Origin of the sequence: Microcoleus sp. S28C3, from assembly GCF_036700785.1 — a bacterium.
Lineage (GTDB): Bacteria > Cyanobacteriota > Cyanobacteriia > Cyanobacteriales > Microcoleaceae > Microcoleus > Microcoleus asticus.
The window spans coordinates 24,534-39,206 of sequence record NZ_JAUBPO010000042.1; the positions used below are offsets into that span (position 1 = coordinate 24,534).

Genomic DNA, 14,673 nt, shown 5'->3' on the forward strand with positions numbered 1-14,673 from the left:
CATGTTAATCTATGGCGGAAATGAATTTTAAGAGCAGGGTTTGGGCCAGAGGTAAGAAGAACCAGCCTTGAGGGGTAGATTTTTTTATTAAGCGCTGAGGGCGCTGAGGAAGAGGGGAAGATAGGATTTTTAGAGGCGAGATGCTTCTGATTTGTGGGCGGGGAGGGTGACGGTAACGGCGGTACCTCGATCGACTTGGCTGTCAATGCGGATTTGGCCGCGGTGATTTTCGACAATTGCTTTGGCGATGGCTAATCCTAAACCGGAACCGGCGGCGCTGCGGTGGGTGCGGGCGGGATCTGCGCGGTAGAATCGATCGAATAAATGCGGCAGGGCTTCTGCGGCAATTCCGATGCCGGTGTCTGTTACTTTTATTTGCAGCGCTGGATTTAACATCGGCGAATTTCTTTTGTTTTTAGCTGCAAGCTGCAATTCTACTTGAATTTTACCGCCAGAGGGCGTATACTGCACGGCGTTGCTGACGATATTGGTAAAAAGTCGGGCTAGTTGATCCCAGTCGCCCAAGAGTGTAAAGTTGTCCTCAGCGTTGGGCAGATCGACAATTTCCAAAGAAAGAGAGAGATTTTGGGTAGTGGCGATCGCCTGTTGTTCTTCTATTACCTCCATCAGCAAAGCATCGAGAGGAACCTCAATCCACTGCTGCTGCACGATACCGCTGTCTTGTCTTGCTAAAAATAGCAAATCGTCAACCAAGCGCCCCAAACGGCGGGTGAGGCGTTCGATAACTTGTAGCTGTTGGTACTGCTGCGGTTCGATATCCGGTTCCGCCAAAGCTACTTGGACGTTAGTTTGAATAGTGGCGATCGGATTTCTGAGTTCGTGAGAAGCGTCAGCCGTAAACTGTTTGAGACGCCCGTAAGACTTTCGTATCGGCGCCATCGCCAATCCCGACAGCAGCCAGCCAATAGCCGCCACGCAAATTAGCGTTAAACTCGCGCCCAAAATCAAATCGAGAATTAATTGGCGGATGGGTTTTGTCACTTCAAACCAAGGATGGCTGACTCGCAAATATCCCAGAACTTGGCGGCCGATTTGTACTCGCTGCGTTACTTGTCTGAGGGAATAGTTTTGAGTTGTCCGAATGCTAATTGGTTTGGTAGAAACGCGATTTGTATTTTGTGCAATAGACTTTTCACTACCTAAATTTAGATTTTCCTGCGAACCTGCATTCAAACCGCCATCAAAATCTCTTCTTTCTCCCCTTTGCGCCTCTGCGGTTAAATCCCTCTTCCCTCTATCCATTAAATCCGTGACATCCCGTACATTGCCAGTTGCCAAACTTTCTTCTGCCTGATTTGTACCCTCAAACTGCAACTTATTATTAATTATCCAAACTGTTTCGCCGGTGCGGTTAGCGTGAATGGGAATATTCAGCGGTTCCGATAATGTAGACCACAGCAATTCGCCCGTAGGACTGAACCATTCTAAATCAATGTGGTCGTCTTCTACAGCATCGGTACTATCTCGAAAACTCGCTTGAATATTAACTTGCAACTTATTTTTATATTTGGTAGTAGGGAAACTTAGCGGTTCGATAACGAGAGTTCGCTCTATTACTTCCACAACATGATTGAGGGTGTCATCAATGCGATCGATCAAAGTATTGCGGACGTAGAAATAGAAACCAGTGGCGAACACAAGTAACAATACAGCAGTAACGGCAGTGTACCAAATAGCGAGGCGGCGGCGGGTAGCTTGGAACATATTGCGAAGGAAGTTCGGCAACTGATTGTGTAATCGATTCAACAGATTTAACCGATTTAATAACTATAACCTTCTTCTCTTCTTCTCTTCCTTCGTGTCCTAGCGCTTATGCGGTTCGTTTTAAAAAAGCCTTCTTCGCCAATTATCCAAAAAAACGATAACAATATTCTATTATTAATACTTCAGACAGATGTCGAGATAGCTGTCATGCTGGTAATCTACTCGCTAAACTTTTTAGGTATCAAGCCTGTGAACAAATTTTTATTTCGAGCCGCGATCGGGCTGTTAATGGCATTTTTTGGGGCAATTACCTATTTTACAAACGACGTACAAAATCCGGTAACAGGAGAGAGACAGCGGGTGCAGCTTTCTCCCCGCCAAGAGATAGTTTTGGGATTGCAGGCGCGAGATCAAATGGCCTCCAAGTACGGGGGGCTTTATCCCAGCCAGAGTATTCAACAGTATGTCGATCGAGTAGGAGAACGAGTTGTCAACGGTTCGGCGGCGAAACAAGCGGGTTATCCGTTTGAATTCCACCTGCTGCGAGACCCCGAAACAGTCAATGCTTTTGCTCTACCGGGGGGACAAGTTTTTATTACTGCGGGGCTGCTGCGGCGGCTGAATTCCGAGGCTCAGTTGGCTGCTGTACTCGGGCACGAAAGCGGTCACGTTGTAGGGCGCCACGCTGCGGAACACTTGGCAAAACAGCAGTTCGGCAGGTCTTTGGTAACGGCTGTTGGGGTGGCTACTAGCGACGATCGCGGGGGCGGCCAGCAGGCAGCATTAATTGCTCAAGCTGTCAATCAAGTTGTCGGTTTGCGGTACGGTAGATCGGATGAACTTGAGAGCGATCGGCTCGGTTTTCGGTTTATGACGGAAGCGGGTTACGATCCTAGAGGTATTGTTGAGGTGATGCAAATTCTCGGTGCGGCTAGGAAGGGCGAAGCGCCACCGGAGTTTTTGAGTTCTCACCCAAACCCAGAAAACCGAGTTCAAAAGTTGCAAGCTTTAATCGCGCAAAATTATCCTAACGGCGTTCCAGCTAATTTGATGTCTGGACGCGATGAGTTTGCTAAGAATGTGTCTGGCGGTTAGCAATAATTGCATCGGGCTTTACAAAAGTTATTACTAAAGGCGGATCTAAGTTCGGCTTGGAATTGGCACGATCGACTTAATGAGCGATCGAGCAATTGGAAAGTTGAAAACCATGATTGAATCTTGGATGATTATCGGCGGCGTGACTTTCTCAGTCGCCTTCGGCACTCTGTTTTTTAAACTGCGCGATATTAACTGGGCTGTCAAACTGCAAAGACCGGATTGGATGTTTTTTGAGCCTGCTATTCCCTTCATTTGGACGGTGATTTTTGCTTGCGGGGCCGGTAGTGCTGCTGTCGTGTGGGAACAGGAACCCGGTAGTCTCAAAACTTGGCTGCTGATGGCTTTGTACTTGCTTTTAGAAATTGTCACAGTTGCTTATATTCCTGCTACTCTCAGAGCCAAAAGTCTCAAAGTAGGGACGATTTTGGGAGGGGCTGGCGAGATTTTGGGAGTTGTGCTGACGTTGGCTGTTTTACCGATTTCTCAAACCGCGGCTTTGTTACTTTTGCCTTACGCGATTTGGGGTGCGATCGGCACTTATACTACTTGGGAAATGATTCAGTTAAACCCAGAAGCTGCATAAATATTTGGTGTGGATTCCTGCATAAATATTTGGTGAGTATTTCGTACCTTACACCAAGGTAATTCGGTGCGCAATACTCACCTTAGATCGAGGCAAGGTGCGCCGAAGATCGCCATCCGAGCATTGTTAGTTTTGAATTTGCTCAAAGCAACATTGGCTGGTTAACCCACCCATCGAGTGAGGGAATCCGCTTGACAGTGTGTGCGTATTAGGTGAGAAAATAAATGAATAAAACTGGTTTAAATTAAAGGATGACGGTTATCAATGGCAATTAAAGACCAGCCCCAACCACCTCGTTTTCGGCAAATTAGCAATATTTTGTTATTGCTGTCAAGTCTGTTTCTGCTGGCCAATATCTTTTTGCCGAATTTGTTCGGGCCGCAAATTCCGCAAGTGCCTTACAGCTTGTTCGTCCATCAGGTTCAAGAACAAGATGTGGCGCGAGCTTCGGTAGGTCAAAATGAAATTCGCTACCAGCTCAAAGGCGAAGGAGACAAACCCGGTCAAGTGCTGTCAACTACCCCGATTTTTGACCTGGATCTGCCTAAACTTTTGCAAGAAAAAGGCGTTGAATTTGCGGCAACTCCCCCTTCCAAAAATGGCTGGATCGGCAGTGTTTTAAGCTGGGTGGTTCCCCCGCTGATTTTTGTGGCGATTTTTCAATTTTTCGCGAACAGGCAGGGTGGCGGGCCGCAGGGTGCGCTGTCGATCGGCAAAAGCAAAGCTAAGGTCTATGTAGAAGGCGAATCGGCGAAAATTACTTTTGCTGATGTGGCTGGAGTAGAAGAGGCGAAAACTGAATTAGTCGAAGTTGTTGAATTCCTGAAAACTCCCGACAGATTTACGGCAATTGGTGCGAGAATTCCGAAAGGCGTGCTGTTAGTCGGGCCTCCGGGAACTGGCAAAACGCTGTTAGCAAAAGCAGTGGCTGGTGAAGCTGGCGTACCGTTTTTTAGCATTTCGGGTTCGGAGTTTGTGGAACTGTTTGTAGGTGTTGGTTCTGCAAGAGTTAGAGATTTATTCGAGCAGGCTAAGAAACAGGCTCCTTGTATTATTTTCATTGATGAATTGGACGCGATCGGCAAATCTCGCAGCAGTAACGCTAGCTTCGGTGGGAATGACGAACGCGAACAAACTCTCAATCAACTATTAACTGAAATGGACGGTTTTGCTGCCGGCAATACTACGGTAATTGTGCTCGCTGCAACTAACCGCCCGGAAAGTTTGGATGCTGCTTTGTTGCGCCCCGGTCGTTTCGATCGCCAAGTTTTAGTCGATCGCCCGGATTTATCCGGCCGCGAAGCAATTTTGAATATTCACTCTCAAAAAGTGAAGTTGGGCCCGGATATTGACTTGAAGGCGGTCGCCACTCGCACCCCCGGTTTTTCGGGCGCAGATTTGGCAAATTTGGTCAATGAAGCTGCCTTGCTAGCTGCTCGCAACAAGCGCCTAACTGTAGCTCAGGAAGACTTTTATGAGGCGTTTGAGCGCGTTGTCGCTGGCTTGGAAAAGAAAAGCCGGGTGCTCAACGAAAAAGAGAAAAAGATTGTGGCTTACCACGAAGTCGGGCACGCCATGGTGGGTGCTGCGATGACGGGCGGCGGCGAAGTGTCAAAAATCTCGATCGTCCCGCGCGGTATGGCAGCATTGGGTTACACGTTGCAAGTACCGACTGAAGACCGTTTCTTGTTAGATGAATCGGAGTTGCGCGGTCAAATTGCTACACTGCTTGGAGGGCGATCGGCTGAGGAAGTCGTGTTTGGTAGCATTACTACTGGCGCTTCCAACGACTTGCAAAGGGCGACTGATTTAGCTGAACGGATGGTGACAACTTACGGGATGAGTAAGGTTTTGGGGCCTCTAGCTTACGATCGAGGTCAACAAGCAATGTTCCTCAACGATGGTATGGGAAATGCCCGCCGCGCTGTCAGTGCTCAGACTGCTGAGGCGATCGACCAAGAAGTGAAGGAAATTGTCGAAACTGCACATCAGCAAGCTTTGGATATTCTGAAAACAAATCGGGAATTGTTGGAAACAATTACGCAGAAACTGTTGGAAACTGAGGTGGTGGAAGGTGACGCACTTCGCGAATTCCTGGGTCAAGTGCGGCCTTTAGATAAGGTTGCGGCTTCAGTTTAATAGGGTTTAATTAAACCGCAGATCAACGCAGATGATTCTAAATCATCTGCGTTTTGCGATCGCACTCCACGATGAGCCGACTGAAACAGACAACGGCAAACGGACAAACCCGCGTTTGCAGGGCGATCGCAAGTAATCGTATTAAGGGAGAGCAATCACAGGGCGCTCTCCCTGATACTCAAATCAAAATAAATGAGCAGTGACATCTCACGAATTAGCTGCAACAACAAAGAGCGATCGCATGAAACCAATGCAGCAATTACATTATGATTGGTCTGGCGATCGAGTTGGGCTGATAAAAGGCTAATGGCAAGACTCTATTATCGAGGCATGGCAGAAGAAAACGGTAAACCCAAAATGGGACGCAGCGCGAGGCTACTGGGAGTCAGACCCAGTATTGACATTGATATTGAGCAAGTGCCCAAAGACTGGTTGGATGAACAAGGTTATTTACTACCAGAAACAGAACGCAAATCTTCAGAGGAGTCTGTCACTGTAGCCATTAGAAACACAAAAGGAATGTCTGTATCCCTCTCTATCGAAGGCTTACAACAATTCCGCAAACCCCCAAAATTTGGCGGAATAGGAAAAGATCCTCTTTGGCAGATTGACGACAGCAAGATCGTCGGAGATATTGAAGCTGTGCAAGATAGTCCAACTCATGTCAGTATTTTGCCAAGCGCTACAATGCTTTTAGAGAAATATGAAGCAGCCCTGGCCCAGACACAGAGCGAATGGGAGAAAGTTTGATAATTTAATTAGTCAACGGGAGAACAGCAATGGCATGGGTGTTTAGCTTATCGGCTGAATGTGGCACAAAGCAATCGGAAGCACAGCAATTTGCTCAATATTTCAATAAAAGTTTCTGCGTGCTCTCAAACGGTAGAGTTTCCCAATGTCGGGCAGAAATTTTTCAGGATATAGAAGAAAATTGGTGGTGTCGAGTTTGTCCAAGTGGGATCAGTGAGATTGGCATTGACACTCCAGAAAGTGCTTATTTAATGACGGAAATAGGTAGATTTCTGTATCTACGTTTGCGGTTTGCTCCACCGTTTCGGTATGCTTTAGTTGGTATGGAAGTAGATGAGTTTAGAACCTACAGCGAATTGATTGAAGAGCCTGGCTTGGCTTTTCCTGGATTGGTTTTAGCTGAAGCTGTTTGGCAAGCAACGGGAGCATCTTCGGTTTTTCAATCGTTCAGTCTGGGATATGTTTGGAAGCCCTATGAAGGTGAAGTTTATAGACCACTACTAGCATCACCGGACTTAAAGAACCAGCCTGATGAATTGCTGCGTGGGGTAAATCCTTTCAATAAAGGCATCACGCCTCACAGTAAAGACAAAACTGTGCGATATGTACGGCCAAAGCGATGGCCCTTTACCTATCGAAATCACAGTCCGATATATCCGGAAAAAGCGATCCCCCTTCACCTATCGAAATCGAAGAATTAGTCGCTTCATACAGCGAGCATTATAAACATAGAGAAACCCGGCTGCTTCAAAACACCGGGTTTCTAAATATTGTTGCTGCATTTTCGACGATCAAATTCCGGGCACGTAGGCCATAACAGGAGTACCTTGCTGCTGCTGCGCGATTTCCAAAAGGCGTTGAATGCGCTCTTCTGTCGGCGGGTGAGTGCGGAAAAGTGACTGCAAACCTTTAGTGGAAAAAGGATTCACAATCAACAGCGGCGACATCGCAGGATTGCCGTGCATCGGAATTTCACGACCGATTTTCTCTAATTTTTGCAGTGCGTTTGCTAAACCGATCGGGTTATTGGTAATTTCTACCGCACCGCTGTCTGCTGCAAATTCCCTCGTCCGAGAAATCGCCAATTGAATTACGGTGGCTGATAGCGGTGCTAAAATGATTAAAAACAGCAAACCAAAGGGATTTGGTCCTTGTCTGCTGTCGCGCGTTACCGGGCCGTAAAGCGCTCCAAAAGTCAGAATTCGCCCGACAAATGTAATTGCACCGGCAATTGTTCCTGCAACTGCTTGAGTGAGTGTGTCGCGGTTGCGGATGTGCGTGAGTTCGTGCGCTAAAACGCCTTCCAATTCTTCGCGGGAAAGCAGATTGATGATGCCTTCAGTAACTGCTATTGTCGCGTGTTCCGGGTCTCTTCCTGTGGCGAATGCGTTGGGAGATTGAGTAGGAACTAGAAATATTTTTGGCACCGGAATTTGGGCTTTTTCGCTCAGCGATGCTACCATATCGTAGATTTCAGGTGCTTCGCTGCGGGCGATCGGCTGAGCGCGGTAAGCCATTAACGCAGCCGTGTCGGAATAGTACCAAGAGCTAAAACTTGAGAAGGCGGCTAGCGCTAAACCGATGTAAAGTCCTTGCTCGTTGCCGATTAAATAATAACTTCCTAAAACGAGAAGGCCGCTTAGGAGTCCTAAGAGAGCGGCTGTTCTGAGTTGATTTGTTCCTAACATGGCGGGTTGAGGGCGATCGCTATTTTGATATTTTTGAGCTTGTAATTAGATTTTCATAGTTGGGGGCGATCGCGCCTCTATCTGCCGAAATAACTGCTGCCGCCAATAGTAGTATTTCACGTTTTCAGTGAGAAACTGGGAATTCCTCGGGAGGCTCTCTCGCCTTCTCTCAAGAGGCGGTAGAGCCGCAGGATATGACATTGCCAGCCAGAACCTGGAACCCAGATTAAAAACAAAATAAACGCAGACAATCTTACATTCATCTGCGTTTACCTGCGTTCATATGCGGTTGAATTCTTCAACCCTAAACCGCTTGCACTTGCTTTTCCTCAACAGCAACAGGTTCTTGATATACAGTTTGAGACTCATTAGCCAAAAAGTCAGCCAATTGAGCTTCAATTTCATCCCGCACAATTTGGCGGTATTCCAGAAAATGCTCGTTGTGAGCACACACAGTCAAATAATGATCCCAAACCGCAGGATTGCGCTTGAGAATGCTGAACAAATGATGCCAAAACTTCCAGCGAGTGCTACGCTTGACTCCCTGCCGCCACACCACAGTTAGCAGTGCTCGCAAGTCTATCCAACTGGGAACTCTCGCAGGTATCTTTGCTGTAGGTGCACCTAACATTAAGAAATGGCGATAAGTCCGGTCTAAATATTTCTCAGCATCGTACACTTCGCAGAATGCCTCGACATATTCGCGGGCAATATCTTCGAGAGGCCGCGTCGGGATAAAGTTCATCAAGGTAGTCTGGTTGAGGTTGCCAGATTTGTCGCGCAACCGCCCTTCTTTTGCTAGCCTGTGGGACAATGCAGTGTGCGGCAAAGCTTGCAGCATTCCAAAGGTTGTGCTCGGAATAGCTGCTGCTTCGGCAAACTGGACAATCCGCTGACCGGCACCGGGTTTTTCGCCGTCGAATCCGATGATGAATCCGGCCATTACTCGCAAACCAGTTTTCGCAATTAACTCTACTGATTCGATCAGGGAATTGCGGGTATTTTGGAATTTCTTGGTCATTTGCAGGCTTTCTTCATCAGGGGTTTCAATCCCTAAAAACACTGCATTGAAATTGCAAGCTACCATCATCTCCATCAATTCTTGGTCTTGGGCTAAATCGATGGATGCTTCTGTGTTGAAAGTAAAGGGGAATTTGTGTTCTTCTTGCCAAACTTTTAAGTCTTTTAGCAACAGTTTGACGCTGCGTTTGTTGCCGATAAAGTTGTCGTCTACCATGAACACGCCGCGCCGCCAGCCCAAGTTGTAGAGATAGTCTAATTCTGCTATCAATTGTTGGGGGTTTTTGGTGCGGGGTTTGCGGCCGTAGAGGACGATGATATCGCAGAATTCGCACTGGAAAGGACAGCCTCGGGAAAATTGAATTGACATCGAATCGTAGGCGTCTAATTCCAGCAAGTCGAAGCGGGGGACTGGGGTTGTGGTAACATCGGGTTTTACGCCGTCCGATCGATAAATTCCGCTTTTTTCGCCCCGTTGTATTGCTTCGACGAACATCGGCAAGGTGATTTCGCCTTCGTCGAGAATCAAGTAATCTATGCCCGCTGCTTGAGGTTCTTCTGGTACGGAAGTCGGGTAGGGGCCGCCGCAAGCTACGGATTTACCGCGCCGTTTTGCTTCGCGAATTATGTCTAGCAAATCTTCTTTTTGGACAATCATTGCGGACAGAATAACGAGCTCTGCCCATTCCCATTCTGGTTCGGTGATTTGTCTGATGTTGCGATCGACTAACTTAAATTCCCATTCTTGGGGTAAAATAGCTGCTACCGTTACCAAACCCAGCGGTGGCAGCAGCACTTTACGATCGACTAATTCTAGGATTTTCTCGTAAGACCAAAATGTTTTCGGAAACAGGGGGTAAACTAGGAGAACTCGCATTATATGTTAAACCTCACATCAGTAAACAACTTGCGATCGGGCTGGCGTGTTTGAGAGTTTGATCGACTCTCAAGACTTAATGTTAAGGCTAAAATTACGATCTTGCACTCGATCGAATATCTGGCGAGGGGTGAAACCCCCTAAGACAAAGATCGTCAGCGCAATTTTTAGCTTGCAGTTCCCTGTTAAAGTTTGCAAATGCTGATATCTTATCGTATTTGACCCTTAATTGACGATAATCGCATTTAAAAAGCATGGGACTAAGGCAAAAAAGAATTTGAAAAACTTACATTATTCGTAAAATACACCTCGGCGCACCCTACATATATTTCCTAAGGTGCACATTCCCTCTTCCCTCTTCCCTCTTCCTTCTCCCCTAATTTGAATCTTTGCCGGGAATCCCGCTAGTTCTTAACATATCGGCCACTGTGCCGCAGTAACTCGGCATTCCTATGCTTTCGGGATTCACAAGATTTTGATAGGTAAAATGGCGGTAGCTGATGCAAAATCTATCCCAAGCAGCCACCTGAATTCGGAACAGCCAAATAAAGAAATTGGCTAGCCAAGCTGACAAAGTAATCCGAAAAAATATCTTTTTATTCAAATACTGGCAAGCTTGTTCTACCACTTCGTTAGCTGTAATCGCTGGATTTCCTAGCACAAAATGTCGCGGTTCCTCGGAAGCCGGCGGATGTTCAACTAAATAATTAACTACTTTAGCAATATCTGCGCCGTGGATGAAGTGAAAACTGCCATCTGCCTTAAACCAGCGAATCAAACCAATCCATTTTGCGACAAGTGGCAGGCCAGATGACAAGTGAGAGACAGGTTTTTCTGCGTCTCCTCCCAATACTAATGTCGGGTAAAGTGCCGTAATTGGAGGCACATTTGTCAAAGCTGACAAATGCACCATGCAGTTGTATTTTGAGCTAATATAATCTGTCCCCAGTTCGCCGGCTTCTTTGAGCAAATTGTTGTCTCGACCGAGAATACTGGCTGTTGAAAAATAAATTACTTGTTGGCAAGTCTGTGGCGAAAGTAGTTGAATTAGGCGGAGAGTTTTGGTTATGTTAACATCAAAAACTTCTTGAGTTCCTCCCCAAGCAGTTGCGGCTACAATTGCTACATTTATTGTTTGGAGAAGTTCGGCGTGTCGATCGATATCTCGCATATCGCCTTGTATTATATGGATGCCGGGGCGGGCTTTCCAGTCAAATTTTAATTTTTCGGGGTTGCGAACTAAGAGGTAAAGTTCGTGGTTTGTTTCTTGAATCAAAGTTTCGGCCATGTAGTGACCGATACAGCCACTTGCACCCGTCACAAAAATTTTTTTGGAGTTCATTTTGCCGCAGGAGAAGAGGAAGGATTTGACGCTTTTTCGATGCTAGGGAGACGGCATGGCCGTGTCCCTACAAATATCAGATGCAATTAAACTTAAATCTTACAGCATTCTCAATAACAGGCAAGATGCCTGTTCCACAAAAATTAAATTTTCTTGTGGGGTGGGCATCCTGCCCGCCCAATAAGGGACTATTGCAACAGGTGCAAAATGTCAGATTAACCGGACTCACTCGGATTATATATGTTTTTTCCACGGTAGGGATATGGCATTGCCCTATCCCTACAAATATCAGGTGCAATTAACCGGATTCGATCGGATTCTAGAATCGAAATCAAATCAAGCAGCAACTGCAAGCAATTTGTCGGCTTGTTTTGCGGTTTCAAAGAAGAAACGCACGTTATCTTCGGGAGTTCCCGGTAATACGCCGTGTCCCAAATTGAGGATGTGTCCGCGATGACCGGCTTTGCGAATTGTATCAAGAATTCGATCGCGAATAAACGGTTGAGAGCCAAACAACACGCCCGGATCGAGATTTCCTTGAACGTTCATATTCGGGCCCAAACGTCGGCGCGCGTCGGCCATATCCACTGTCCAATCGACGCTGACGATATCCGCGCCGGATGTTGCCATACGTTCGAGGATGCCGGCACTTCCAGTGACTAACAGAATTAGCGGGGTGTCGGGATGGGTTTTTTTGACTTGCTCGAACACCTGTTTCTGGTAAGGTAGAGCGAAGGTGTCGTAGTCTTGCGGGGACAGTTGGCCGGCCCAGGAGTCGAACATTTGCACTACTTGCGCGCCGCAGTCGATTTGATAGCGCACGTAAACGGCGATCGCATCTGCGAATTTTGAGAGCAACTGATGCAGTAAAGTTGGATCGGAAAATGCCATGTTTTTGATAATGGCATAATCCTTAGAACCTTTACCCTCAACCGCATAGGCCGCCAGCGTCCACGGCGCGCCCACAAAACCGAGCACGGTGGATTTGTTGCCGACTTCTTCGCGCAGGGATTTGAGGATAGTTTTGATAAACGGCAAGCTTTCTTCCGGGTTCAGCGGTTGCAGGTTGTCGATTTGCTGCTGAGTGCGGATTGGTGCGTGGATAATCGGGCCTTTGCCTTCGGCGATGTCCATGTCGATGCCCAAACCGGGCATGGGGGTGACAATATCGGAAAACAGAATTACGCCGTCGGGTTGAAACGCGCGCCACGGCTGAAGGGAAACTTCGATGGCAACTTCGGGAATTTCGGAACGTTCGCGAAACGAGGGATACTTTTCTCGCAAATCTCGATAAGCCTTCATGTAGCGGCCGGCTTGGCGCATCATCCACACAGGCGGGCGGTCTAGGGTTTCGCCGCGGGCTGCCCGCAACAACAAGGGAACTTCATTTAATGCCGACATTTTAACTTTTCTCTACCTTAGATATTTTAATGCCTTTGGTAGCTTACCACTGTGCGATCGTCCTTTTCGACAAAATCTTGTGTGTACAAATGTGTATTTTGTCATGGCCAAAGAAAGTGAGGCGAGGGTCAATCGATTTTAGATTTTAGATTTTAGATTTTAGATTTTAGAATTGAAGCATTGACGCCACGGATCAATTCGGGGGCTCCTTTATCGGATACAGGTTTTTTATTTCTGGACGGATGAATCCGGGGGCTTGTATCCTGGATGCTTTCGGTCAGAGATCGACTGTCTATAAAGGACTGGTATAAATCCTGTGTATACGCAAAGAAACCGGGTTTCTTCGTAGAAACCCGGTTTCTGATCCCGCGCTACAGTTTGATCTACTTACCTCGTTACGCACACTCCGCCTACGGATACGCGACATTGATCGCGGCCCTCATCGAACCTCCTATTATCATCCACCCTCGCCGAATCTAAATCTCTAGTCCGCGAATTGTAGTAATAATCTCCCGCCGGAAAGTTTCTAGTCGGGACAGCGCAGTAAGTCGAGTTTTGATTATTATCGTCAAACCTTACTCTCACCACAGAACGTCTCTCGCGACAATCAACAGACCGCAAGCCAAAATCATCTTGCAGAAGCTGTGCTCTGTCATATCGACTTTCATATCGGTCGTTATCTCGCCCGGTGTACCAATCGTCCCGCGAATTGCGAGATCGTCTGTCGCCCCCATCAATTCCCGCAACTTCTAGGGTGTAGCTACCGCCTCTGGCAGCATCTTTTGCTAATACTAAAAGTTTGTACTCACCACCACGGGGAATTTGATAATTAAAAGAACGGTCTTGCGTAAAAGCAACTTGTTTGTTGTTCTCGTAAAACAGTACCATCACGGGAGTAAAACCGCGACTTCTATCTGTGTCTAAAAATACTTCAATGTTATCGCCTTCGCGAGCGCTGAATGTGTATTCTTGGCCGCGCAATTCTTCCGTCGGAGAACCCGGAACCCACATATTCCGAAAACGGTAAATCGGGGAAGTGCGGCGAATTACTCCATCTATGCGATCGTTATTCTGTATCTGTTCGCCAACTGCACTAGACGGAATGCCAGTGAGTGCCAATCCTGCAACTAGCACAGTGGCAGCAATACTGTTTAACAAGTTGTTCGTTCTCATATCAACCTCTTTGGGAAAGTTTTAAACTCTTTTTGCTGTGTTGGCAGCGACATTTCCACATATAATCCATTTTAAATGTATTTTTGCCTATCTAGTGTTAGCCTCATCCGACCGGACTATTTTGTCGCTGTAAACTCTGGTCAGGCAGGATTTACGCCACCCCTCTGCATATAGCGTGAACGTAGGGGCAAACCTCCCGCAATTCGCCGCAGAATGTCGATCGCCCAAAACCTCCGTAGATTTACTTATAGTGGTTGGAGCTGGAAAACTTTGATAGAATGAAACATCGCTGCTTAGAATTAGGTAGTGGCAATTGATGCAATTCACGATCGTGTTTTTTGCGATGCCATTAAATTTAAATCCGTTCTTCAAACTATTGTACTCGCTCTTGCCCTACCGGGAAGCCACCCTTAATCTACCCTTTTCCAAAGAAGTAGTCCGCCAACGGCTTGCTGCAAAAGTTCCTACAGGTTTAATTGTTCACAAACCTATAATTGGAGGGAGGCGAATTCTTTACTGCTACCAAATCGAGCTTGATGGTTATTTCCTCCGCGCGACAATTACTGGCGGAGATTGGAGAGGGCTTTTGGTAGCGACAGCACAAATTCAAGACATTCCAGGCGGTTCGGTGTTGCCATTGAAGATGCGTCTTCCCAGTTTATCTATTGTCTTTTTACTGCCTTTGGGATTGGGTTGGGTTGTATTTTTTGTTACAGAAAAACCACCCTTAGAAATCCTCCCATTTTTCCTAATAATTTTACTATTATCCTATGCTTTATTTGTGTATCTTTTTCGCTACCATGCAAAACGCACCTTAAATATTCTGAAATCTACAATTCTTTTACAGAACTCTGCTGAATGATTTTCAGGCTATCTA

At 46.8% G+C, this 14,673-nt stretch carries 12 protein-coding genes; 6 read left to right on the forward strand and 6 right to left on the reverse strand.

All coding sequences use genetic code 11. The annotated features are described in order from the left end of the window. Positions 1–129 precede the first annotated feature (129 nt). Positions 130–1,725, reverse strand: coding sequence for a HAMP domain-containing sensor histidine kinase (locus QUA13_RS14585; protein ID WP_333199590.1), 1,596 nt, complete (start codon positions 1,723–1,725; stop codon positions 130–132). Between the two features lie 249 nt (positions 1,726–1,974). On the opposite strand from QUA13_RS14585, the gene QUA13_RS14590 reads away from it, so the two are divergent. The 5 genes from QUA13_RS14590 to QUA13_RS14610 all read left to right on the forward strand — a co-directional run bounded on the left by QUA13_RS14590 (position 1,975) and on the right by QUA13_RS14610 (position 6,996). Next, positions 1,975–2,820: a M48 family metalloprotease gene (locus tag QUA13_RS14590; protein WP_333199538.1), complete on the forward strand. Its 846-nt coding sequence runs from the start codon at positions 1,975–1,977 to the stop codon at positions 2,818–2,820. 112 nt (positions 2,821–2,932) lie between these two features. Beyond that, positions 2,933–3,406, forward strand: a complete 474-nt coding sequence (locus QUA13_RS14595; RefSeq protein WP_333199540.1) for a tryptophan-rich sensory protein — start codon at positions 2,933–2,935, stop codon at positions 3,404–3,406. 264 nt (positions 3,407–3,670) lie between these two features. Further along, on the forward strand, positions 3,671–5,545 hold the full coding sequence (ftsH4, locus tag QUA13_RS14600) for an ATP-dependent zinc metalloprotease FtsH4 (RefSeq protein ID WP_333199542.1): 1,875 nt from the start codon (positions 3,671–3,673) through the stop codon (positions 5,543–5,545). Positions 5,546–5,851: 306 nt separating this feature from the next. Then, positions 5,852–6,295, forward strand: coding sequence for a Tse2 family ADP-ribosyltransferase toxin (locus QUA13_RS14605; RefSeq protein ID WP_333199544.1), 444 nt, complete (start codon positions 5,852–5,854; stop codon positions 6,293–6,295). 29 nt (positions 6,296–6,324) lie between these two features. Continuing rightward, positions 6,325–6,996, forward strand: a complete 672-nt coding sequence (locus tag QUA13_RS14610) for a hypothetical protein (RefSeq protein ID WP_333199547.1) — start codon at positions 6,325–6,327, stop codon at positions 6,994–6,996. 90 nt (positions 6,997–7,086) lie between these two features. Here the strand turns inward: QUA13_RS14610 and QUA13_RS14615 are convergent, their stop codons facing one another. From QUA13_RS14615 to QUA13_RS14635, 5 genes are all read right to left on the reverse strand, one after another. Further along, complete coding sequence (locus QUA13_RS14615; RefSeq protein ID WP_172190088.1) at positions 7,087–7,983, reverse strand: M48 family metalloprotease; 897 nt, start codon at positions 7,981–7,983, stop codon at positions 7,087–7,089. A 304-nt stretch (positions 7,984–8,287) separates the two neighbouring features. Next, positions 8,288–9,880 carry a B12-binding domain-containing radical SAM protein gene (locus tag QUA13_RS14620; RefSeq protein ID WP_333199549.1) on the reverse strand — a complete coding sequence of 531 codons (1,593 nt, stop codon included), beginning with the start codon at positions 9,878–9,880 and terminating at the stop codon, positions 8,288–8,290. 376 nt (positions 9,881–10,256) lie between these two features. Then, on the reverse strand, positions 10,257–11,222 hold the full coding sequence (locus tag QUA13_RS14625) for an NAD(P)-dependent oxidoreductase (protein ID WP_333199551.1): 966 nt from the start codon (positions 11,220–11,222) through the stop codon (positions 10,257–10,259). A 336-nt stretch (positions 11,223–11,558) separates the two neighbouring features. Continuing rightward, entirely contained in the window at positions 11,559–12,623 is a 1,065-nt protein-coding gene (hemE, locus tag QUA13_RS14630; RefSeq protein ID WP_172190091.1) for a uroporphyrinogen decarboxylase, read from the reverse strand. Between the two features lie 387 nt (positions 12,624–13,010). Then, positions 13,011–13,796: a hypothetical protein gene (locus tag QUA13_RS14635; RefSeq protein WP_333199553.1), complete on the reverse strand. Its 786-nt coding sequence runs from the start codon at positions 13,794–13,796 to the stop codon at positions 13,011–13,013. Between the two features lie 316 nt (positions 13,797–14,112). Between QUA13_RS14635 and QUA13_RS14640 the strand changes: the two genes are divergently transcribed. Beyond that, entirely contained in the window at positions 14,113–14,658 is a 546-nt protein-coding gene (locus tag QUA13_RS14640; protein WP_333199555.1) for a hypothetical protein, read from the forward strand. Positions 14,659–14,673 lie beyond the last annotated feature (15 nt).

What these genes read in the sequence shown, in the direction of transcription:
- QUA13_RS14625 (WP_333199551.1), bottom strand. Translation starts at nt 11,222, where the DNA reads ATGAACTCCAAAAAAATTTTTGTGACGGGTGCAAGTGGCTGTATCGGT.
- QUA13_RS14615 (WP_172190088.1), bottom strand. Translation starts at nt 7,983, where the DNA reads ATGTTAGGAACAAATCAACTCAGAACAGCCGCTCTCTTAGGACTCCTA.
- ftsH4 (WP_333199542.1), top strand. Translation starts at nt 3,671, where the DNA reads ATGGCAATTAAAGACCAGCCCCAACCACCTCGTTTTCGGCAAATTAGC.
- QUA13_RS14605 (WP_333199544.1), top strand. Translation starts at nt 5,852, where the DNA reads ATGGCAAGACTCTATTATCGAGGCATGGCAGAAGAAAACGGTAAACCC.
- QUA13_RS14620 (WP_333199549.1), bottom strand. Translation starts at nt 9,880, where the DNA reads ATGCGAGTTCTCCTAGTTTACCCCCTGTTTCCGAAAACATTTTGGTCT.
- hemE (WP_172190091.1), bottom strand. Translation starts at nt 12,623, where the DNA reads ATGTCGGCATTAAATGAAGTTCCCTTGTTGTTGCGGGCAGCCCGCGGC.
- QUA13_RS14610 (WP_333199547.1), top strand. Translation starts at nt 6,325, where the DNA reads ATGGCATGGGTGTTTAGCTTATCGGCTGAATGTGGCACAAAGCAATCG.
- QUA13_RS14640 (WP_333199555.1), top strand. Translation starts at nt 14,113, where the DNA reads ATGCAATTCACGATCGTGTTTTTTGCGATGCCATTAAATTTAAATCCG.
- QUA13_RS14635 (WP_333199553.1), bottom strand. Translation starts at nt 13,796, where the DNA reads ATGAGAACGAACAACTTGTTAAACAGTATTGCTGCCACTGTGCTAGTT.
- QUA13_RS14585 (WP_333199590.1), bottom strand. Translation starts at nt 1,725, where the DNA reads ATGTTCCAAGCTACCCGCCGCCGCCTCGCTATTTGGTACACTGCCGTT.
- QUA13_RS14595 (WP_333199540.1), top strand. Translation starts at nt 2,933, where the DNA reads ATGATTGAATCTTGGATGATTATCGGCGGCGTGACTTTCTCAGTCGCC.